This window comes from Paraburkholderia sp. RCC_158 (assembly GCF_041355255.1).
Classification (GTDB): domain Bacteria; phylum Pseudomonadota; class Gammaproteobacteria; order Burkholderiales; family Burkholderiaceae; genus Paraburkholderia; species Paraburkholderia graminis.
In genome coordinates this window covers 42,355-63,571 of record NZ_JBFUPM010000024.1, presented here as the reverse complement: position 1 = coordinate 63,571, position 21,217 = coordinate 42,355, and the positions used below count along the sequence as shown (strand labels likewise).

Annotated in this window: 15 protein-coding genes; 11 read left to right on the top strand and 4 right to left on the bottom strand. The window is 63.1% G+C overall.

The genetic code is table 11. The features are described 5' to 3' along the window. Window positions 1–531 precede the first annotated feature (531 nt). The 10 genes from AB6809_RS30780 to AB6809_RS30735 all read left to right on the top strand — a co-directional run bounded on the left by AB6809_RS30780 (window position 532) and on the right by AB6809_RS30735 (window position 13,759). The gene (locus tag AB6809_RS30780; protein ID WP_371027934.1) at window positions 532–3,234 is read left to right on the top strand and encodes a TonB-dependent receptor plug domain-containing protein; all 2,703 of its coding nucleotides are present in this window, start codon (window positions 532–534) and stop codon (window positions 3,232–3,234) included. Window positions 3,235–3,350: 116 nt separating this feature from the next. Continuing rightward, a complete protein-coding gene (locus AB6809_RS30775; protein WP_006051606.1) occupies window positions 3,351–3,962 on the top strand; it encodes a MotA/TolQ/ExbB proton channel family protein in 612 nt (203 codons plus the stop codon). Between the two features lie 25 nt (window positions 3,963–3,987). After that, window positions 3,988–4,407, top strand: a complete 420-nt coding sequence (locus tag AB6809_RS30770; RefSeq protein ID WP_006051605.1) for a biopolymer transporter ExbD — start codon at window positions 3,988–3,990, stop codon at window positions 4,405–4,407. After that, the gene (locus AB6809_RS30765) at window positions 4,404–5,174 is read left to right on the top strand and encodes a TonB family protein (protein ID WP_371027933.1); all 771 of its coding nucleotides are present in this window, start codon (window positions 4,404–4,406) and stop codon (window positions 5,172–5,174) included. Before AB6809_RS30770 ends, AB6809_RS30765 begins: the two co-directional genes overlap by 4 nt. A gap of 115 nt (window positions 5,175–5,289) precedes the next feature. Continuing rightward, a complete protein-coding gene (locus tag AB6809_RS30760) occupies window positions 5,290–7,158 on the top strand; it encodes an extracellular solute-binding protein (protein WP_371027932.1) in 1,869 nt (622 codons plus the stop codon). A 34-nt stretch (window positions 7,159–7,192) separates the two neighbouring features. After that, window positions 7,193–8,245: a microcin C ABC transporter permease YejB gene (locus AB6809_RS30755; protein ID WP_371027931.1), complete on the top strand. Its 1,053-nt coding sequence runs from the start codon at window positions 7,193–7,195 to the stop codon at window positions 8,243–8,245. Next, entirely contained in the window at window positions 8,199–9,314 is a 1,116-nt protein-coding gene (locus tag AB6809_RS30750) for an ABC transporter permease (protein ID WP_029968817.1), read from the top strand. Before AB6809_RS30755 ends, AB6809_RS30750 begins: the two co-directional genes overlap by 47 nt. Further along, window positions 9,311–10,969, top strand: coding sequence for an ABC transporter ATP-binding protein (locus tag AB6809_RS30745; protein WP_371027930.1), 1,659 nt, complete (start codon window positions 9,311–9,313; stop codon window positions 10,967–10,969). The genes AB6809_RS30750 and AB6809_RS30745 overlap by 4 nt, the downstream gene beginning before the upstream one ends. After that, window positions 10,962–12,398 (top strand): TldD/PmbA family protein, encoded by a 1,437-nt coding sequence (locus AB6809_RS30740; protein ID WP_371027929.1) that lies wholly within the window; start codon window positions 10,962–10,964, stop codon window positions 12,396–12,398. The genes AB6809_RS30745 and AB6809_RS30740 overlap by 8 nt, the downstream gene beginning before the upstream one ends. Next, on the top strand, window positions 12,398–13,759 hold the full coding sequence (locus AB6809_RS30735) for a metallopeptidase TldD-related protein (protein ID WP_371027951.1): 1,362 nt from the start codon (window positions 12,398–12,400) through the stop codon (window positions 13,757–13,759). The genes AB6809_RS30740 and AB6809_RS30735 overlap by 1 nt, the downstream gene beginning before the upstream one ends. A 182-nt stretch (window positions 13,760–13,941) precedes the next feature. Here the strand turns inward: AB6809_RS30735 and AB6809_RS30730 are convergent, their stop codons facing one another. Together AB6809_RS30730 and AB6809_RS30725 are read right to left on the bottom strand one after the other, a co-directional pair. Continuing rightward, a complete protein-coding gene (locus AB6809_RS30730; RefSeq protein ID WP_371027928.1) occupies window positions 13,942–15,294 on the bottom strand; it encodes an MFS transporter in 1,353 nt (450 codons plus the stop codon). 300 nt (window positions 15,295–15,594) lie between these two features. Beyond that, complete coding sequence (locus tag AB6809_RS30725; protein ID WP_371027950.1) at window positions 15,595–15,912, bottom strand: enoyl-CoA hydratase-related protein; 318 nt, start codon at window positions 15,910–15,912, stop codon at window positions 15,595–15,597. A gap of 561 nt (window positions 15,913–16,473) precedes the next feature. Here AB6809_RS30725 and AB6809_RS30720 point away from each other — a divergent pair. Next, a complete protein-coding gene (locus tag AB6809_RS30720; RefSeq protein WP_371027927.1) occupies window positions 16,474–17,061 on the top strand; it encodes a TetR/AcrR family transcriptional regulator in 588 nt (195 codons plus the stop codon). A 99-nt stretch (window positions 17,062–17,160) separates the two neighbouring features. On the opposite strand, the gene AB6809_RS30715 is transcribed toward AB6809_RS30720, so the two are convergent. Continuing rightward, window positions 17,161–19,962: an ATP-binding protein gene (locus AB6809_RS30715; protein WP_371027926.1), complete on the bottom strand. Its 2,802-nt coding sequence runs from the start codon at window positions 19,960–19,962 to the stop codon at window positions 17,161–17,163. Then, window positions 19,959–21,092 carry a substrate-binding domain-containing protein gene (locus AB6809_RS30710; protein ID WP_114157435.1) on the bottom strand — a complete coding sequence of 378 codons (1,134 nt, stop codon included), beginning with the start codon at window positions 21,090–21,092 and terminating at the stop codon, window positions 19,959–19,961. The genes AB6809_RS30715 and AB6809_RS30710 overlap by 4 nt, the downstream gene beginning before the upstream one ends. Window positions 21,093–21,217 lie beyond the last annotated feature (125 nt).

Genomic DNA, 21,217 nt, shown 5'->3' with positions numbered 1-21,217 from the left:
GCTTGCTATGTTTCATCCCACCGAAGGCAAGGGCCGCCATGCGCATGCAGGCGTTCCTGGCTGCGCAACGAAGATAGTAGCCAGGTGTCCGCAAACCTTTCGATAGGCTGACGAACCCACCGGCAAGCCGCGGCGCGCGAACCGGGGGGCGAGTCCTGCTGACCGGAGGCGGGGAGAGGCAAACTTAGGCATCCGTACTAGTTACCGGCTGCGCAAGTGATACAGGCGATGCGAAAAAGTCGAATGCCCAACGCTTCGAATTTTTATCGAACCTGAAATGTTCCAGAAAGAAAATACCTTTCATTTTGTTATTTAGTTAGGCATCCATATTTAAAGCCATTGAATAGATGGCTGATCTCTGATTTAACAAAAGTGCACCTGATTAGATTTATCCGTTTTGGACGTATTTGCACACATGCGGGGCATATCCGGTAAAGCGTGGTGCGTGGGCGTTGTAAAAAAGGCGGAGAAGTCCATAAGACTTTTCTTTGCACAACAGGTGTGGTCTTACTGACAAGTGAGAAGGGGAAAATGAAACAAAGGGCATTGGCGTTGGCCATCAGAAAAATGCTTTGGGCAGAACTTGCGCTGTCAGCGGCGATTGCCGCACCCGCGTTTGCACAAAGCCAACCGGCCCCGACCGGTAGTACCGCAGCCGCGACGACGTCGGAAGCCGCGCCGGCCGCGACGGACACGGGTAACGTCACGAAGATGCAGCGCGTGGAAGTCACCGGTTCGCTGATTCGCACGTCGGACAAGGTCGGCAACACGGAAGTGCAGACCATCACGCCCAAGGAAATCGAGCAAAGCGGTTATACGACGGTGGCCGATTTCCTGCGCGGCACGTCGGCGAATTCGGGCAGCAGCTGGGGCCAAACGACCATGAACAGCTCGGCGCAAGGTGGCGGCGGCATCGCGCTGCGCGGCTTGAGTGAGAAGTACACACTGGTCCTGGTCGACGGCCAGCGCGTCGCGAATTACGGCAAGGCGGTCAACTTCACGGACACGTTCTTCGACGTCAATTCGATTCCGCTCAACATGGTGGATCACATCGATATCGTGAAGACCGGCGCCGTGTCTGTGTACGGCTCCGACGCGATTGCGGGCGTGGTCAACATCATCACGAAGAAGAACTTCCAGGGCCTGCAGATAGACGGCCAGCTCGGCAAGGCGCAGCATCCTGGCGATGCCCAGGGCAACTTCGGCGTGCTCGGCGGCTTCGGCGATCTGAACGCGGATCGCTTCAACGTGACCGCCGCGGCAAGCTACTACCGCGACAGCGGATCGTCGCTGGCGGACCGGTCGATGACGGCCAATCAGGACTTCAGCCAGTTCCCCGGCGGCCTGGCAGGCCCGCTCGGCCCCAATCAGCAGTCTTACTGGACAGCACCCGACGGCACCCAGACCGCGCTCAGCCCATGCCCGCCCGGCAGCGTCTCGGCAAACGGCGGCGCGACGTGCAAGAGCAACCCCGCCAGCGCGACATCGCTGGTGCCGTCCACCACGCGTCTGAATGCGAAGGTGCACGGCACGTTCAAAATTAACGACGACGTGCAGGCCTACGCGGACTTGTGGGTGAGCCGCAATGAAACGGTGCAGAACGAAGGCCCGGCCGTGCTTGCAAGCACGACCAACGCGTTCAATTCGGCGACCGGCTCCGCGTTGCCGCTGTCGCGAACCGTCCCGGGAAGCAATCCGTACAACCCGTTCGGCGCGCCGGCGCAAATCAATTACACGTTCCCGAATACGGTTTCAGCCGATACGGTGTCCACATTCTGGCGCGCGACGACCGGCGTGAAGGGCTCGTTCACCACACAGAAGTTCGGCGACTGGGACTGGTCCGCGGACTACGGCCATTCGCAAAGCACGGTCGACACGACGTACAGGAATGCCCTGAACGTGGCGGGTGTCGAGAACATCTTGCAGAACGGCGTTTATGATTTCTCGAATCCGTCGGCCACGCCTAACGGATTGAACGGCGTGTTCCAGAACGACTACGAGCAGGCCATCTCCAAACTCGATAGCGTGACGGCCAAAACCTCCACGGGCAATCTGTTCAACTTGCCGGGCGGGCCTGTGGGTGTCGGCTTCGGCACGGAGTTCCGTCATGAGAGCTCGCTGATCAATTCGCGCACGTACAGCGCGCTCGGCATCACCGCGCCGGCCAACGTGCAGACGGTCGACGGCGAGCGCAACGTGGCCGCGGTCTACTACCAGATTGACATCCCGATCATCCGCAACCTGACGTTCACGCAGGCCGGCCGTTACGACCACTACAGCGACTTTGGCGGCGCGTTTTCGCCGAGCTTCGCGCTGCGCTTTCAGCCGGTGCAGGCGCTCACGACATTCGCGTCGTACAGCCGTGGTTTCCGTGCGCCGACGCTCGTCGAAAATTCGCAGGCGACCTATCTCGCGCACCAGAATCTGGTGGACCCGAACGACCCGAGCGGCGTGCCGACCAAGCACTTCACGACCGAACAGGTGAACGGCAATCCGAACCTCGGACCCGAGCGGACCAAGAACTACAACATCGGCTTCCAGCTATCGCCGGACTCGTCGACGGATATCGGCGCGGCGTTCTACAAGATCCATATCGACGGAGTGATCGGCACCAACGACCCGAACGCGGTGATCAACGCGAACGATCCGTCGACGGTGATTCGCAATGCGGACGGCACGGTAGCGTACATCAAGGAACAGTTCGTCAATCTTGGCTCGCTCGACACCGACGGCTTCGACATGAACTTCCGCAAGTCGGTCGGCACGAAGTACGGCACCTTCACGCTCGCGGGCGACTGGGCCTATGTATGGCACTTCAAGCTCAATAGTCCGGGCGCGCCCACTCAGGATTTCGCCGGCAACAATCTCGCGCTGCTGCAACCGTTCGGTGCGAGCAATCCGCGCTGGAAGGGCAATACGAGCCTGAGTTGGGACTACCGCAAGTTCACGACGACGCTCACCTGGCAATACACCGGCCCGTACACCAACGCGGTGGCGGACGAGTTCGGCGACGGCGGCACCTTGTCTGTCGCTTCGTATAGCCAGTTCAACCTGATGGCCACGTATCGCGGCTTCAAGCACTGGACCATCTACGGCGGCATCAACAACATCTTCGATCGCAAGCCGCCGTTCGACGTGGAGTGGCAGGCCACGCCGGATATCACCGGCTACGACCAGTCGCTTTACACCAACATTGGCCGCTTCTTCCAGGTCGGCGCGACGTATCGCTTCTAGGCCGCGCGATGTCTGTTTTAGAAACGCAGTCTGTCTAGTCTGGTCGGTCGCCGCCTCGGCTCAGGTCTTCGGACCGAGGCGGCCCAACTTTGTTAAAGACGTAACCGGAGTTCTTCGTGCTCAATACCCTTATCAACTATTCGGTTCAATCGATGGGCCTGATTCCGCTTCTGGCCTTCATCTTCCTGCTGGGCATCTCGATCATCGTCGAGCGCTTCATGTTTTTCTCGCGAGCGGTCAAGGCGGGCAAGACGCTCGAACACGATCTGAAGATGGTCGAGCCGGCCAACCTGTCCGACGCGCAAAAAGTCGCCGAACATTACGGACAGACCGTGCAAGGGGAACTCGTCAAAAGCGCGCTGAAAGTGCGGGGCAAACCGGAAGCGGTGGTCGAGCGCGAACTCGAGGAAACCATCATGTTCCAGATGCCGCGGCTCGACCGCAACCTGTGGATTCTCGACACGGCGGTCACGCTCGGCCCGCTGCTCGGTCTGCTGGGCACGATCATCGGCATGGTGGAGTCGTTCAACGTGCTCGGCACGAGCGGCACCGCGAACCCCAACGGCGTGACGGGCGGCATCGGCCATGCGCTGACGGCCACCGCCTGCGGCCTGACCATCGCGATTGTCTGCGTGATCTTTCTGAACTACTTCAACAAGCGCATTCGCATGACGGTGAATCAGTTCGATCTGATCAAGTCGCTGCTCGTGTCGCGGTTCGCCGCCTGAATGCGCGCTTCCAAGGAGAAGGATCATGCGTAACCATCGCAGCCATTACCTGGGCGCGGAAGAGAAGGCGCGCATCGAGATCATTCCGATGATCGACATCATGATGTTCCTGCTGGTGTTCTTCATGCTGGCCACGCTGAAGATGATCCAGGGCGCGGGCATCAAACTCGACCTGCCGCAATCGAGCACGGCGGAGCAGTTGCAGCAGACGGTGAAGGTGTCCATCGGCGTCACCAAGACCGACGAAATCTATCTCGACGCAAAGCCGGTCACGCCGACAGAACTGACCGCGCACCTGCAAGGGCTCGTGCACGATTCGAAGAAGGTCGACGTGGCGATCGCGGGCGACGAAGGCACGAGCTACAAAAACATCGTCAAGGTCATGGATCTGGTGCGCGCGGCGGGCATCAGCTCCGTTGCACTGGCAACGAACCCGACGACATGAGCTCTCCGGTACTCGACATGAAAGACCCGCAAAGCCGTCTGAACGGCGCGCTATGGGCGTCGTCCAATCCGGCGCATCATGGCCGCATGTCCATGAAGACAGCGCTCGCGATCGCGCTCGTTGTCGAACTGCTGATCGTCGCGGGGCTCTCGCACGTGAGCTTCAAACAGGAGCCGCCGCCCGCGCGCGAAGTCATGCAGGTGACTATGGCGCCGCCACCGCCGCCGCCTCCGCCCGAGGTGAAGAAGCTCGAACCGCCGCCTGCGCCGACGCCGGTGAAGCCGCCGCCCAAACCGCAGCAGCCCAGGCCGTTGCCGGTGGCGAAGCCGCCGCCTGCGTTGCCGTCGGCGACGCCTAAGCCCGCCAACATCGCGCCCGCCGCGAATCCGAGCGCGAATGCGCCTGCCCTCGCCACCGCCAATGCGACGCCAGGTCCCGCTACGGCGCCCGCGGCTCCGCCCGCGCCGGTGGCGCCGCCCGCGTTGCATGGTGTGGTCGACGGACGCGGTCACTGTCAGGCGGTGCAGCCGCAGATTCCGCGCCGCGCGCTGCAGGACGGTATCTCGGCGACCGTGATCGCGCATCTGTCGATTAGCCCGGACGGCAGCGTGAGCGACGTCAAGATCGTGCGCGTGACGCCGCCGACCTCGGTATTCAACGACGCGGTCGTCACTGCGGCGAAGGCATATCGGTGCGAGAAGAATGCCGAGCCGTACGTCGGCGAAGTGGCGTTCTCGTTCAAGACCACGCCGGCCGACGACGAGTAACGCGGCATCAGCATTGAAGCAGCGGCGCGCGCGATGAGCATCATCATCGTCGCGCCGGTTCGATGTATCGCGCGCCGGCTCGCAAGCGGCGCGCGACCTCTGGCATTTGAAACAGATGACACCTGTGAAGTTTCGCTGGCCGCGCGCTGTCGGCCTGAGCCTTGCGTTCGGTGTGCTGTGCGCGGGCGCGCACGCGAAGCCCTCCATATCGCAATACGACGAGCCGAAATACGCCGCGAATTTCACGCATTTCGACTACGCCGATCCCACGGCGCGCACGGACGGCACACTGAATTTTCAGAACTACAACGAATTGCAAAGCTACGATTCGATGAATCCGTTCCTCGTGCGCGGCGCGCCCGCGCCGGACGTGCTGCATCTGATGTTCGACACGCTGATGCAGCGAAGCTGGGACGAACTCGCGTCGGAGTATCCGTTGATCGCGAACGATGTCGAAGTCGCGCCCGACCTCTCGTCCGCGACGTTTCACATCGACCCGGCCGCGCGCTTTTCGAACGGCGATCCGATCACGGCAGCCGATGTCAAATATTCGTTCGACACGTTGACGAGCCCGCGCGCCTCGCCGATGTTCAACGCGCAGTTCGCGGTGATCAGGCGCGCGGTGGTAATCGACCGCGCGACGGTGCGCTTCGACTTCCGGCACGCCGAACGCGACGCGCCGCTGATCGCCGGCGACTTGCCGGTGTTCTCGCCGAAATGGGGGATGCGCGCTGACGGCACGCGTCCGCCGTTCGATCAGATCGCGAACGAGCCGCCGATATCGAGCGGCCCGTATCTCGTCGAGTCGCGCAAGAACGACAAGGAAATCACCTACCGGCGCAACCCTGCCTACTGGGCGGCGGACCTGCCGTCGCGGCGCGGCATGTACCGCTTCGCGCACATCACGTTCAAGCTGTATCGAGACCATTACACGCAACTGGAGGCGTTCAAGGCGGGCGACGCCGACGCCATCGTCGAATACAGCGCGACGCAATGGGCGCGCAAGTACGTGGGCAAGAACTTCGCGAACGGCCTGCTGAAAAAAGGCAATTTCGCGGACGGCCCCGCGCAGATGCAGGGCATGCTGATGAATCTGCGCAAGCCGATGTTCCAGGACGTGCGCGTGCGCCACGCGCTGACGCTCGCGTTCGACTACGACTGGATGAACCGCATGATGTTTTACGGCCAGTACAGGCGCACGAAAAGCTATTTCGACGCGAGTCCGTTTGGCGCGACCGGCATGCCGGGACCGAAGGAACTCGCGCTGCTCGAACCGTTCCGCGCGAGTCTGCCGCCCGAAGTGTTCGGGTCCATGCTGCCGCCGCCCAACACGTTGCCGCCGAACTCGCTGCGCGGCAATCTGCGCGTCGCCCGCGATCTGCTTGCTCAAGCCGGCTGGCACTATCGCGACGGCGCGCTGCGCGATCAGCACGGCACGCCGATGACGATCGAAATCATCGACGATCAGCCGGGCATGGACCGTCTGATTCTGCCGTACATGCAGGCGCTCGCGAATCTCGGCATCGACGCGCATTTGCGCGAGATCGACAGTGCGTTGTATCAGAAGCGGATCGACAACTTCCAGTTCGATATGACCACGTACATCTATCCGCCGGTGACGATTCCGGGCGTGGAACTGGAACGGCGCTTCGGCAGCGCGGCGGCTTCGCAGGTGGGCTCGGAAAACTATTCTGGCATTCGCTCGCCCGCGGTCGATTCGCTGATTCGCGCGGCGCTCGCCGCAACCACGCTCGACGATCTGCAGGCGGCGACCCGCGCGCTGGACCGTGTGCTGATCAACTCGTATTACCTCGTGCCCGAGTACTACGCGCCGGGGGCGCGCATCGGCTACAAGACGACGCTCGGGTTCCCCGACGTCGTGCCGGCGTCGTATGGATACGAGGACTGGGTGATCAGCTACTGGTTCGCAAAGCGTCCAGACGGCGAGGCGGCTACGGCGACCGTCACATCCGCGGCTCACTAGCCGTTATCGAGGGATCGAGGAATCGAGGAGCAGCATGCTTGCCTACATTCTCAGACGATTGTTGTTGATGGTGCCGACGCTCCTTGGCGTCGTCACGCTCACGTTCGTCGTCACGCAGTTCGTGCCGGGTGGGCCGGTCGAGCAGGTGATGACGCAACTCCGCCACGGCGCCGGCCGTGGCGGAGAGGCGGGCGCGGGCGGCGGCGGATATCACGGCAGTCAGGGCGTCGACCCGCAGCAGATCGCGCAGATCAGGAAAGAGTTCGGCTTCGACAAGCCGCCGCTCGAACGCTATGGGCTGATGCTCGAACACTATGCGAGCTTCGATCTCGGACAGTCGTACTACCAGCATGCGCGAGTATGGGACGTGATCCGCTCGAAGCTGCCCGTGTCGATCACGCTCGGGCTATGGACGGTGCTTCTCACGTACATGGTCTCGGTGCCGCTCGGCATCGCCAAGGCCGTGCGCAACGGCTCGCGGTTCGACACGGCGACGAGCGTGCTCGTGCTCGCGGGCTATGCGATCCCCGGCTTCGTGCTCGGCGTTCTGCTGCTGATGCTGTTCGGCGGCGGCACTTTCTGGCAGGTGTTTCCGATGCGCGGACTCACATCGGACGACTTCGGCGAACTCAGCCTGTTCGGCAAGCTGCTCGACTATCTGTGGCATATCGTGCTGCCGGTCACGGCATCGGTGGTCGGCAATTTTGCAATCGTCACGATCCTCACGAAGAACACGTTCCTCGAGGAGATCGGCCGGCAGTACGTGCTAACCGCGCGCGCGAAGGGCGCCTCGGAGCGCGACGTGCTGTGGAAACACGTGCTGCGCAACGCCGCCATCCCGCTGTTGACCGGTTTGCCCGCGGCCTTCGTCGGCGCATTTCTGAACGGCAACCTGCTGATCGAAACATTGTTCTCGCTCGACGGCATGGGCCAGCTTTCCTACGACTCCGTGATTCGCCGCGATTATCCGGTCGTGCTGGGTTCGCTGTTCCTCTTCACGCTGATCGCTCTCGTAACCAAACTCATTGCTGACGTCTGCTATGTCCTCGTCGACCCGCGCATCCAGTTCAACCGGCTGGACCGATGATGTACCCGGCGCGACGCGCCGAGCCGTGACTTCTCCGTGGCGGCGGACATGGCTGCGCTTCAGGCGGCAGCGTCTGGGCTACTGGAGCCTCGTGATCTTCATGTCGCTGTTTGTCGTGAGCCTTCTGGGCGAAGTGCTGTCGAACGACCGGCCGCTCGTGGTGCGCTACGACGGCCATTACTATTTTCCGATCGTGAAGGACTATCCGGAGACGCTCTTCGGCGGCGACTTTCCGGCGCGCGCCAATTACCTCGATCCGTATATCCGCTCGCGGCTTCAGTCGAACGGCAACTTCGCGATCTATCCGCCGAACCATTTCCGCTACGACACCATCGACTATTTCGCCGCGCATCCGTATCCCGCGCCGCCCACCGCGTCGAACTGGCTAGGCACCGATCAATACGGACGCGACGTGCTTGCGCGTCTGCTATACGGCTTCAGGCTCTCGGTGCTGATGGCGCTCGCGCTGACGGTCTCGGGCGTGCTGATCGGCGTCGCAGCGGGCGCGATACAGGGCTTCTACGGCGGCCGCACCGATCTGATCGGCCAGCGCCTGATCGAGATCTGGAGCTCGATGCCCGACCTCTATCTGCTCATCATCTTCGCGTCGATCTTCGAGCCGACGCTGTGGCTGCTGTTCATTCTTCTGTCGATGTTCGGCTGGCTCGTGCTGTCCGATTATGTGCGCGCGGAATTCCTGCGCAACCGTTCGCTCGACTACGTGAAAGCCGCTCGCACGATGGGGCTGTCGAACTCGCAGATCATCTGGCGTCACGTGTTGCCGAACAGTCTCACGCCGGTTATCACGTTTCTGCCGTTCCGCATGAGCGCCGCGATCCTGTCGCTCACGAGTCTCGATTTCCTCGGGCTCGGTGTGCCGCCACCGACGCCGAGCCTCGGCGAGTTGTTGCAGGAGGGCAAGAACAATCTCGACGCATGGTGGATTTCGGTGTCGGCATTTGCCGCGCTGGTTGTCACGCTGCTGCTGCTGACGTTTATCGGCGACGCGTTGCGCAATGCGCTCGACACGCGTTCGCGCGGCTCGGCATTCGGTGGAGCGCCCCGATGAACCGCACTGCAAACGAGCGGCCCTTGCTCGAAATCGAGGGCTTTTCGGCGCGTTTCGGCGACAGGCTAGCGGTTCGCGATCTGAGCCTGTCTATCGCGCGCGGCGAGCGCGTCGCGCTGGTCGGCGAATCGGGTTCGGGCAAGAGCGTCACCGCGCTGTCCATCCTGCGGCTCGTCGATCATGCGGAACTCGGCGGGCGCATTCTGCTCGACGGCGACGACCTGTTGCGCAAGACCGAGCAGGAGATGCGCGGCGTGCGCGGCGCGGACGTGGCGATGGTGTTTCAGGAACCGATGACCGCGCTCAATCCGCTCTTCACGATCGGCAAGCAGATTGCCGAAAGCGTGCGTCTGCACGAGGGCGTGCGGCCCAACGCGGCGCGGGCACGCGGCATCGAACTGCTCAGACGCACGGGCATTCCCGAGCCCGAGCGGCGCATCGACAGTTTTCCGCATCAGTTGTCGGGCGGCCAGCGTCAGCGCGCGATGATCGCGATGGCGCTCGCATGCCGTCCGCGTCTGCTTCTCGCCGACGAGCCCACGACCGCGCTCGACGTGACCGTGCGCCAGCAGATCGTCGATCTGCTGATCGAGCTTCAGGAACAGGAAGCCGCCGAGCGCGGCATGGCCGTGCTGCTGATCACACACGATCTGAATCTCGTCAGACGCTTTGCGCAGCGCGTCGCGGTCATGGAGAAGGGCGTGCTCGTCGAAACCAATACGACGGAGGCACTGTTCGGCGATCCGCAGCATCCCTACACCAGACGCCTGCTCGACAGCGAGCCGCGCCGTTCGATTGCGCCGCTCGCCAAAGGCGCGCGCCGTCTGCTAGAAGTGCAAGGCTTGTGCGTCGACTACAGCACGCCCCCGAAGGGCTGGCGCTCGCTGGTCCGACGCTCGACATTTCGCGCGGTGCATGACGTCGATCTCAGCTTGCGGCGCGGTGAAACGCTCGGCATTGCCGGCGAATCGGGCTCGGGCAAGTCGACGCTTGCGGCGACCGTGCTGGGCTTGCAGCGCGCGGCCGCGGGTCATGTTCATATCGACGGCATGCCGCTGTCCACGCTGAGCTCCGCAAGTTCGCGGCGGGCCTTGTATTCGCGCATGCAGGTCGTCTTTCAGGACCCGTTCGGTTCGCTGTCGCCGCGCATGACGGTCGAGCAGATCGTCGGTGAGGGGCTCGCCGTGCATCGCCCGGAGATCGACGCGAAAGCGCGGCGCGCGCGAGTCGCCAGTCTGCTGGACGAAGTGGGGCTCCCCGCCGATGCCATGCCGCGCTACCCGCATGAATTTTCGGGCGGGCAGCGTCAGCGGATCGCCATCGCGCGCGCACTTGCAGTCGAGCCGGAACTGCTGGTGCTCGATGAACCGACGAGCGCGCTCGACGTGTCGATCCAGCAACAGGTGCTCGCGCTGCTGGTACATTTACAGAACACGCGCAAGCTGAGCTACCTTCTCATCACGCACGACCTGGCGGTTATGCGGGCCGTCGCGCATCGCGTGATTGTGATGAAGTCGGGGCGCGTCGTGGAGAGCGGCGACACGCTCGACGTGCTGCGCGCGCCGTCGCATCCCTACACGCGCTCGCTGCTGGCCTCGTCGCTGCTGTCGCCACTGCCTGAGCCCACGCCAAACCTACGGAGCCTGAATGATTGACGAACGCTGGGTGCAAGCCGCCCGTTCACTGACGAGCCGCGCCGGGTTCTGGTCGCTGCGCATTGTCGATGAGCGGATCGACGATCACGAAGTTCGCAACGACGTCGCGCAGCCGCTGCGCACCGTGCGCGATCGGGGTGCGATGCTGATCGCGTGGGTCGGGGCGGGGGCCGGTTATGCGGCGACGGCCAACCTGTCGGCGGCCGGCCTTCAGCATGCGCTCGATCTCGCAAGCGCGCGTGCCGAGGCGAGCGCGGCATTGTCGTTGATCGATCATCGCGAGGTGGCGCGGCCGTCGGTGAGCGGCGAATATCTGTCGCCGAATGCGCAGCACGCGCTGCCGGGCCGCGCGGAATGGATCGACCGCCTGAGCGCGGAATGCGCGGCCGCGAAGCTGGATTCGCGCATCGTCGAACGCGTGGCGGCGGTGCAGATCACGCATACCGATCAGTTCTATATGACCGGCGACGGCGTGCGGATCGATCAGCGCTTTCGCTTCGTGATGCCGCAACTCAGCGTGGCCGCGCATGCGGACGGCGACACGCAGGTTCGCACGCTCGGCGGCAATTACGGCACGCTTGCGCAGGGCGGCATGGACGTGCTGGCGCGTTTCGGCTTCGACGGCGCAGGTCCGCGCGTCGCCACGGAAGCATTGCAATTGCTGGCCGCGCCCAACTGCCCATCGGGCAAGCGCGATCTGCTGCTGATGCCCGACCAGATGATGTTGCAGATTCACGAGTCGATTGGGCATCCGCTGGAACTCGACCGCATTCTCGGCGACGAGCGCAACTTCGCGGGCTGGAGTTTCGTCAAGCCGGACATGTTCGGCTCGTATCGCTACGGCTCCGAACTGCTGAACGTGACCTTCGATCCTGAACTGCGCGAGGAAGCCGCGGCCTATGCATTCGACGACGACGGCACCGAAGCGCGCAAGGAATATCTGATCCGCAACGGCGTGCTGGAGCGGCCGCTCGGCGGCGCGCTGTCGCAGCAACGCGCGGGCATGCCGGGCGTCGCGAATTCGCGTGCGTCGAACTGGAACCGGCCGCCCATCGACCGCATGGCGAACCTGAATATCGAACCCGGCGACAGTTCGCTCGACGAGATGATCGGCAACATTGAACACGGCATTCTGATGCGAACGAACACCTCATGGTCGATCGACGACCATCGCAACAAGTTCCAGTTCGGCTGCGAATTCGGGCAGTTGATCGAGAACGGCAAGCTCACGCAGATCGTCAAGCAGCCGAACTATCGCGGCATCTCCGCGAATTTCTGGCGCAGCCTGAGCGCCGTGGGCAACGCCGACACGCGCGAGGTGTTTGGCACGCCGATGTGCGGCAAGGGCGAGCCGGCGCAGGTCATTCGCGTGGGGCATGCGTCGCCGGCTTGCGTGTTCAGCAACGTCGACGTGTTCGGAGGCGCATGATGAACCACTTCATGTCGACGCGCGCCGGGCAACTGGTCGACTGGCAGGGGCACTTCACGTCGCTTGCCGACGCTATCGAGCGCCTTCAGCAAGGCGGCGAAACCACGCTGAGCTCGTTCGCCGGCGAGCAGTCGGACTTCATCCGCTTCAACGCGGGCAAGGTGCGCCAGAGCGGCACCGTGTCGCAAGGCAAGCTGACTTTGCGGCTGATCGACGGCGCGCGCCAGGCGTATTCCACGTTGACGGTCTGCGGCGATCTCCAGCAGGACATCGACGAAGTGAGCGCCGCGCTGGCGATGTTGCGGCAAGCGCTGCGCGATGCCGCCGACGATCCGCATCTGCTCGTCGATACGTCCGCATGGCAGCGCACGACGCGGCGTTCGGGCAAATTGCCCGACCCGCACGGCTTGTCGCGCATCGTCGGAGAATGTGCGTGCGGCCTCGATTTCGTGGGCTTCTACGCGGGCGGCACGATCGTGCGCGGCTTTGCATCGACGCACGGCAGCCGCGGCTGGTACGAAGTGGACAACTTCAATTTTAGCTGGTCGCTGTACGACCCGAGCGGCCGCGCGATCAAAACCACTTATGCCGGCGACGACTGGAGCGATGCCGTTTTTGCGGCGAAAGTGGAGCAGGCCGCCGGGCGGCTCGCGGTGCTCGCTCGCGCACCGCGTGTGCTCGCGCCGGGCGCGTATCGCGCGTGGCTCGCGCCGGCCGCGCTCGCGGAGCTGCTTGGTGTAACGGCATGGCGCGGCTTCTCGGCGCGCGCGCAGGCCAGTTCGCGCAGCGAGTTGTACAAGCTGCACGTGGGCGAAGTCGCGCTGGACCCGCGCGTCTCGATAGCCGAGGAACTGGAGCTGGGCATCGCGCCGGCCTTCAACGAAGACGGTTATCTGCGTGAGCGGGTCGCGCTCATCGACGCAGGCCGCAGCGCCGGCACGCTGACGAACGCGAGAAGCGCCCGTGAATACGGCTTGACGCCGAACGGCGCGCTTGCTGAAGAAGCGCCAACGTCGCTTGCAATGCAGGCCGGCGGTCTCGCGGATCACGACGTTCTCGCCCGGATCGGCACGGGTCTCTATGTCGGCAACTTGTGGTACGTGAACTTTTCGGACCGCATGAATTGCCGCCTCACCGGCATGACGCGATTCGCGACGTTCTGGGTCGAGGACGGGCAGATCGTCGCGCCGCTCGACGCGATGCGTTTTGACGACAGCCTGTATCGGCTGCTCGGCAGCGAGCTCGAGGAGCTTGGCGCGCAAGCGGAATTGCTGCTTGCCGACGGTACTTGGGGCGAGCGGGCGACGGGCGGCATGCAATTGCCGGGCATTCTTACGCGTTCGTTCCAGTTGACGTTGTGAAGTCTCTGCCGCGATGAGCGGTCCGTACTTCGCGGCTTGCGCGTGGCGGGCGCGATATGGCAGAGCGCCGCCCCATCGCTGATTTCTGTTCGTTCCACTACGGTTCTGCCCGCGCGGAAACCGGCCCCGCCTGAGCCGCCGAACGGAGAACTGCCATTCGTCGCCGGCGGGCCGCGCGCTTCCTAATGTGCATTTGCGTCTTCAGGTCTGTGCTGCGGCATTGCCGCATCTCGCTCGGGATTGACTAATACCGCGATGGCAATGCCGCCGACCACGATCGCCAATCCAAACATCTGGTAAGCGAACGAGTAGCCCGCCAACGGATGAGAGGCGCGGTCGACGAGGACGCCCACCAACGTCGGCGTGATGAGCCCTGACAGATTCTGGACGGCAAGAAAAATTCCGAGCGTGCTGGCGAGCTGCTGAGGTGGAGTGATCTGCGACACGACGGCAGTCATCATCGGCAACGCTACGCTTGCGCAGCCATAACCGATAATCAGGAAGGCCACGACGACTATCGGCTTGCCGACGTACGGCACGGCTCCCAGCGTCAAGCCTCCGATAACAAGGAACACCGTCGTGATCGATACACGGGTAGCTCGTGTCGGGCGCTTCCTAGACGACAGTCGGTCCGCGACAAACGTTGAGCCGAACATGGTCACGAGTGATGCAATACTTGGCAGGCCGAACATCAGGCCAGACTCGAGTCGGGAAAAACCAAGTCCTTTTTCGAAGTAGGACGGGAACCAGGTGATTGAGGCCGAAACCAGGCCGTACACCATAAACGTTCCGATCAGTGCACCGAGGAACGAGCGCGTGAACAGGATCGAACGCAGCGGCACCCGTTGCGTTTGCTCCGGCGTGCGCAAACCAGCGTCAGTTGCGGCGGGCTTGCGCGCGCCTGCGCGGCGGCCGTAGGGACCTTCCTTGCCTACCGCCAGCCACACCAGGCACCAAATCAGGCCAACAAGCCCCATGGTGATGAAGCAGGCACGCCATCCCCAGGCGGCCAGCACGAGTGCCAGCAATGGTGCTACCGCAATTTTCGCGAACGACGCGCCCGCTGCAACCAGCGCGGAGGGAAAGCTCCGTTTGTCTGCTGGAAACCACTGAAACACGGCCGTATTGGCCATGGCTGTTGCTGGCCCCTCCGCGACCCCAAGTGCGATGCGGGTGATTACAAGCACGGCAAAGCTGCCCGTCACCAGCATAGGTAACTGGATGACGCTCCAGAGCGCGGCAAGCACAAGGAGGATCCAGCGGATCTGGATTTTGTCACCAAGGAAGCTCAGTGCAGCGCCGCTGACGCTGAACAGAAAGAAAAATGCGCTGCCGGCGAAGCCGATCTGCGTCGACGTGAATCCGAGCTCTTCCTTAAGCGCTTGCGCGACGATGCCAAAGATCGCCTTGTCTGCCCAGTTGATGGTCGCAAACACGACAATGAGCGCTGTAATGGACCACGCGCGGGCGGTTGAGCGATCTGTCGGCGAGTCGCTTGCGGACACGGGGACTGACGGTCCAGTGGAAAGCTTCATAACGGTGTCTCCTCCAGTTGGAAATACGGCGGACCGCTTTCGGCGGCGTCTTATTTATCTACGCTTTGTGGCAAAGGCCGGATGCCGCAGGGCATACCCGCACCGATAGGAATACTTAGGAAATAATCCGCGCGTTTTGTGGCGGATCAAAGTTTCAGTTGCTTTGTGAAAGATGCTGGTTTCTGTTTGGCAAAGAAAAGTTCGATCGCCGCGCGATGATCGCCGGCAGTCCCCGTCTCGCGTGTAATTACTCCGGGCTTCGCCGGTTCACCGTCGCTACCTGTCCCTCAACGTCTAGCGCTACGTTTCCCTGTTAAAGGTCACAGTCCGGAGAAACTCGCCCGGGCGCCGCTCGATGAACGAGCGACGGCCTTCGGCCGCGTCATCGGAGTCGAGCAATGCCACCAGGTCCGGAACCGGCTTTGCCGCCGCAGCTACTTCGCCCTCGCGAGCCGCCCGCATGGCGGAGCGCAGTGCCGTCTGGACGCCAAGCGGCGCCTGCGCTGCGATCGATTGAGCAATTGCAACCGCACGTTGCAACTGGCTCCAGGTCGGCACGACTTCCTGGACCAGACCGATCCGCATCGCCTCCCGGACATCAAATGCTTCCCCCGTCAGAATCCAGCGCGATCTCGATACCCAGTGTCAGACACCACCCCTGCAGCGCACATACGACCGGTTTGCTGCGAGGAGCGGTAAAGAAGCCGCGCCAGTCAACGCCAGCTTTTCGTAGATGATGTCCTCGTAGCTCATTCTCGTCTCCTCCGTGGAGGTTATAGTTGGTTGACACAGGTGCTTGATGCACCCGAATCCTTTCGGCGATTAGATGCGCGAATTTGTTCACCGTCAAGATTGTTTTTCCTGGCATCCGCCTGTATCGTTGGATATGTGCGGTCGGAGGGGGGGCAACGGGTTCGTCACGCGTTTGCGACGGGAAGTGAGCGGAGGTTGGCGCAGCTTGCGAGGTGACTCATGCTTCTTCACGACGGGCTGAAGGCGGCCGCTGCCCCAGTCGGCACGCCGCCAGGACATCGTGCGCAAGGATCACATGCGTAGGGCGAGAACTTTTCTTTAGATGACAATTCACCTATGAGCGCAAGCGCAGCCAGGGGCAATCTGGCGCCCCCTTTATCGAGGAAAACCAAATCGGCTTACCACCACGGCAACCTGAGACCGGCGTTGATCGAAGGCGCTCTCAAGCTGCTTGAAGAGCACGGCGCTGCTGAGCTCAGTCTTCGTATGCTGGCGCGGCAACTAGGGGTCTCGCAGGCCGCTCCTTACCACCACTTCGAGGACAAAAACGCGCTACTGGCGGCGCTTGCAGCAGACGGTTTCCGGCGCGCTGGAGGGGTGCTGAGGACCACGTCAATAAAACACCACTCGCTTGAGAGGCGCGTTCGCGGCCTCTCGGCGGGGTACGTGCGGTTCGCAAAAGAGACGCCAAACCTCTTCCGTCTGATGTACGGCACACAGGTTCAACGCAAGGAAAGTTACCGGGAACTTGTCGATGCCTCCAACGAGGCGTTCGCGGCGCTCGCCGCGCACGTGGAGCAGATGATCGCCGACTTCGACATCCGGCACGTCGATGCCAAAGACGCCACGGCAACCCTTTTGGCACTCAACCATGGGCTCGCAAACCTGATCGTCGATCAGCGCACTTCGCCGGTTCTGGCGGAAGTGCTGGGCCGCGAGCGACACATCATTGAACAGGCCGCGCGACTGTTCGTAACCGGCTTCCGGCCGGATTCCGCGGTTCAGGAACCCTAGCGGCAGGTCGCGCAGCGGACCCGAAACTGAAAGCATAAAGGCACGGTCTCGTCACGCTGCTGCACGAAGGGCGCAAGGTCGAGGGCCAATGACCCACAATCACGGCACGCTCCTCCTTTCCAGACATCGGTCGACGAAACTTAGGATTGCCTTCGACTGATAGTCCTTCGCCAACTGGCAAAGGTGATCGGCGAACGGACGATATCGCTCGTCAAGCCCGGCAACCTGCGTGGCGTGTTGCGCGATGGCACGCATGTCGCCGAGTCGCGCCAGGTGGTGCAGCGCTTCAAGTTCCCCTGGCGGCGGCATGATGAAGCTTTCCATCGACGGAGCGGCGGCTTGCGTCCGCGGGACTTCGTAGATCCACTCGATCGAAAGAAGCATCTGGATCTGCGACAGCAGCGCGCTGAAGTCGATTGGCTTTGGCAGAAAAGCGTTTGCACCGGCCGCCAGACTTTTCGCGGCGTCGCTCCCCGAGGCGCCGGCGGATACCGCAATGATGGGCCGATCGGCGAACTCGGAAATCGAGCGAAGGTGCCGCGTCGCTTCAAGTCCGTCCATCTCTGGCATGACCACATCCATCAGGATCAGCGCCGGCTGCAGCGCTTGCGCTTTTTCCAATGCATCGAATCCGTTGATGGCCCCGACCGCGTCGAATCCGAGCTGACTGAGCATATCGATCGCGACAGCACGGTTTACCGCCACGTCATCCACGACGAGAATGAGCTTGCGCGGTCCCTTGTAGCCGCTTACCGCCCGCTCGGGCGGGATGGCAGTCGACTGATGCGCCACTACCTGCACGTTCAACTCGAAGGAAAACGCGCTGCCCGCGCCGTGGCGGCTGTCGACGCGGATTTCGCCGCCCATCAGGCGCAAGAGCTGCCGGCTGATGGTGAGGCCCAGCCCGGTGCCTCCTATCTGGTGCCGGGCATCGCTTACCTGCTCGAACGGCCGGAAGATTGCCCCCAGACGCGCTTCGTGTATACCAATGCCCGTGTCCCGCACTTCGAAAGACAACCGCGCGGGCGGCATCCACCCGACGCGCAGGCGCACGCTGCCCGTCTCCGTGAATTTGATTGCGTTCGAGAGGAGATTAAGCAGCACCTGGCGCAGCCGTTTTTCATCGACTCGCACAGCCGCAGGAAGATTGGGCGCCAGCTCGCACGCGAAGGCCAAGCCCTTTTCCATTGCCTTGACCCGAATCGTCTCGGCGATGAAGTAGATAAACCCCTCGAGCGGAACGTCGGACAAAGTGAGCTCCGCCTTTCCGGCCTCCATCTTTGCCATGTCCAGAATGTCGTTGATGATCGCAAGCAGATGTTCGCCGCTGCGCTGGATCACCGTGATTCCATCGATGTGGCGTCGGTCCAGGTTCTTGTCGCGCTTCAGTATCTGCGCGTAGCCCAGAATTCCGTTCAAGGGCGTACGCAGTTCATGGCTCATGTGCGCGAGAAAGGCGCCCTTTGCCTGATTGGCCGCATCGGCGCGCTCCTTGGCGACGGCCAGTTCGGCCGTTCGCTCGCGGATCATGTCCTCGAGGTGTTCGCGATAGCGCCGCAATTCCTCTTCGGCTCGCCGTTGCCCGGTTATGTCGCGCGAAATGCCGAGCAGAAACTGCGGCTCGCCGCGCTCGTCGACGATGGGGATCTTCATCGTGTGCAGCAGACGCTGCCCGTGAACGGTTTCGACCGGCTCCTCGGGCACGTCGACCATCTGATGCGACTTCAGCACGTCACGATCCTTCAGCGCGAAAAATTCTGCCTCTTGCGCCGGAAACATGTCATGCACGGACTTGCCGATGATCTGTTCGCGCCCGTAGCCGAGCAATTGCTCGCCTGCCTTGTTGATGCGCACGAAGCGCAGCGTCGCCGCATCCTTTACGAAAATCGTGTCGGGGATGTTCTCGACAATGCTGTCCAGGAAGTGTTCGCTCGCTCGCGCAACCTGCTCGGCACGCTGTCGTTCGACGATCTCCGCCGTCTGGCCCGCGAGCGCGGCACTGAGTTCGGCCGTGCGCTCCGCAACGCGCGCCTCGAGTCCGGCGTTGAGTTCCTTGAGCGCATCCTCGGCCTGCCGACGCTGGCGCCGATCCTTCAGGAACTGCTCGACGGCGCGCGCCATGTCGGCAATCTCGTCGCCGCCGTGAACGGGAACGCCTGCCTGGACGCCGCCGACATCACCGTGACGCAGGAAGTGGCTGACCCGGCGCAGCCGCGCCACGACGTGACGACCGAGGAATGCATGGGCGATCAGCCAGGTAAGCAGCAGGCTCACCGCCACCTCGCCGGCTACCCACATGCGGGTGCGGTTTACGTCGTCGGCGAGGCCTTGAACGGCTTTCCGATAATCTCGCGTGAAATAGTCAGACTGATCGCGGGCTGCGGCCGCTAAGGCGTCGGCCTGGCGGCGAAGATCGTCGTCGAGGCTGGCCAATGACGCGCCAGGCCGAGGCACGGCCTGCGACATCGTGTCGGCGCCGAGCGCGGTCTCGCGCAACTGGGCCTCGATATTGACCGTGTTGCGAAAACGCTGGCTCGACCGATGCAGCGTCAGCGCGTCGACGCCCAGGTTGTCGCTGGTGGTCGCGGAGGCGAGGCGGTCGACCGCACGATCGAACGACACCAGTTGTTCGAGCACACGCCGATGCGTCTCGCGCACCGCGTCGACGGTATCGTCACGCGAGAGCTGTAGCGCGAGGCGCTCGATGATCAGGGTTTGCTGCGCCAGGTCTTGTGCATCCTCCTGACGAGCCAGCCGCTCTTCGGCCAACTGACGAATCGCGTGGGCAGAGCCGGCCAACGAGTACAGGGTCGTGGCGCCGACCGCGACGACGAGCGCCGCGAGGCAGGAAACCACGAAGGTGAATTGCGCGGTGAGCGAGCGGGGCAGAGGAGCTTTCACGGGCGTTGCCAGATGCGGCGATAGACGTCACGATAACCGTTGGCCGGGTCATAGATCAGACGATCGCCGCCGTCCGCGGCGACATTGTTCGCCGTCACGAGGTGCACGGGGAAGACGTAACCCGTCACCCCTGCACCGGCGAACAGCCGGTTCATTTCGTCTACCAACTGCCAGCCATGCAGATTCAGTGGTTCGGCCACGGTGCCGGTCTGGAAACTTCCCGTCCGGATCCGCAGGAAGGCGGACTCGCTGCCGTCGCCGGCCGACAGCATGGCCATCGCGGTGGTTGGAATCCCGGCCTGCGTCAGTACGGGCGCGGCGTAGTCGAAATAGATGTCGTTGACGGCCAGCGCATACGTCCAGCGCTCGCCAAAACGCGCGAGCAACGCGCGTGTCGTGCGCGGCATCAGGTCCTGGCTGCGCGAGATCGCCACGTCGCGCACTTCAAGCAGGGTACAGCCGCTGCACGCACGCACAACCGCGGCCATTTCGTCTGCCTTGCTTCGCGCAATCCGGAAATTGGAGTCGGTGAAGATGACGACTTGCGCTTGCCCGCCGGACTGCACGATGGCCGCGAGCGCAGTCACGCGCGCGACCTCGAGTGGATCGGTCGCCACGTTCATCGCCACGGGCGTGCCCGGCACCGGTCCGGCCTGGGCGGCGACATGCCAGCCGACGATAGGAATGTCGCGCTCGGCAAACGGCTGCAGGCCGGACAGCAGGGCGCGTGCGTCGCTGCCGACGATGATGAGACCGTCCGGGCCACTTGCCAGCGCGTTCGCAAGCATCTTTAGCCGCAGGTCGGGCGTGCCGCCCGAGTCGAATATTCTTACGTTCCAGCCGATGACCTTGGCCGCCTCGAGCACACCGTCGACCACGCCAATGATGCCGCCGTTGCGCAAATCCTCGGCAACGATGGCGACGCGTCTGCCGGCTTGGGCGCGCGGACCGCTCCGCGGCCCGTTCCAGGGTGCGGCGGGTTGCGCCGCGGCATCGACGACGCGCTCCGCTGCGGCCAGATAGTCCCTGGCCGCGACAGTGGTCCCCGGCGCTGGCACGAGCGGCATACCTTGCGCTGCGGCAACCGACAGCGCACACACGCATTCCAATGCCACCAGCAAGCGCCTCATGCTGTTCCCCAAGGGCTTCATCGCGGTCGATCAACCGCTGTTGAACACGTGCCCAGACGCCGCACCGCATCTGCCCTGCGGATACGATAGTACACCGCGATGACCGCGTCTTCTATCGTGCGGCT

What these genes read in the sequence shown, in the direction of transcription:
- AB6809_RS30770 (WP_006051605.1), top strand. Translation starts at nt 3,988, where the DNA reads ATGCGTAACCATCGCAGCCATTACCTGGGCGCGGAAGAGAAGGCGCGC.
- AB6809_RS30780 (WP_371027934.1), top strand. Translation starts at nt 532, where the DNA reads ATGAAACAAAGGGCATTGGCGTTGGCCATCAGAAAAATGCTTTGGGCA.
- AB6809_RS30745 (WP_371027930.1), top strand. Translation starts at nt 9,311, where the DNA reads ATGAACCGCACTGCAAACGAGCGGCCCTTGCTCGAAATCGAGGGCTTT.
- AB6809_RS30750 (WP_029968817.1), top strand. Translation starts at nt 8,199, where the DNA reads ATGTCCTCGTCGACCCGCGCATCCAGTTCAACCGGCTGGACCGATGAT.
- AB6809_RS30735 (WP_371027951.1), top strand. Translation starts at nt 12,398, where the DNA reads ATGAACCACTTCATGTCGACGCGCGCCGGGCAACTGGTCGACTGGCAG.
- AB6809_RS30730 (WP_371027928.1), bottom strand. Translation starts at nt 15,294, where the DNA reads ATGAAGCTTTCCACTGGACCGTCAGTCCCCGTGTCCGCAAGCGACTCG.
- AB6809_RS30710 (WP_114157435.1), bottom strand. Translation starts at nt 21,092, where the DNA reads ATGAGGCGCTTGCTGGTGGCATTGGAATGCGTGTGTGCGCTGTCGGTT.
- AB6809_RS30740 (WP_371027929.1), top strand. Translation starts at nt 10,962, where the DNA reads ATGATTGACGAACGCTGGGTGCAAGCCGCCCGTTCACTGACGAGCCGC.
- AB6809_RS30755 (WP_371027931.1), top strand. Translation starts at nt 7,193, where the DNA reads ATGCTTGCCTACATTCTCAGACGATTGTTGTTGATGGTGCCGACGCTC.
- AB6809_RS30765 (WP_371027933.1), top strand. Translation starts at nt 4,404, where the DNA reads ATGAGCTCTCCGGTACTCGACATGAAAGACCCGCAAAGCCGTCTGAAC.
- AB6809_RS30760 (WP_371027932.1), top strand. Translation starts at nt 5,290, where the DNA reads ATGACACCTGTGAAGTTTCGCTGGCCGCGCGCTGTCGGCCTGAGCCTT.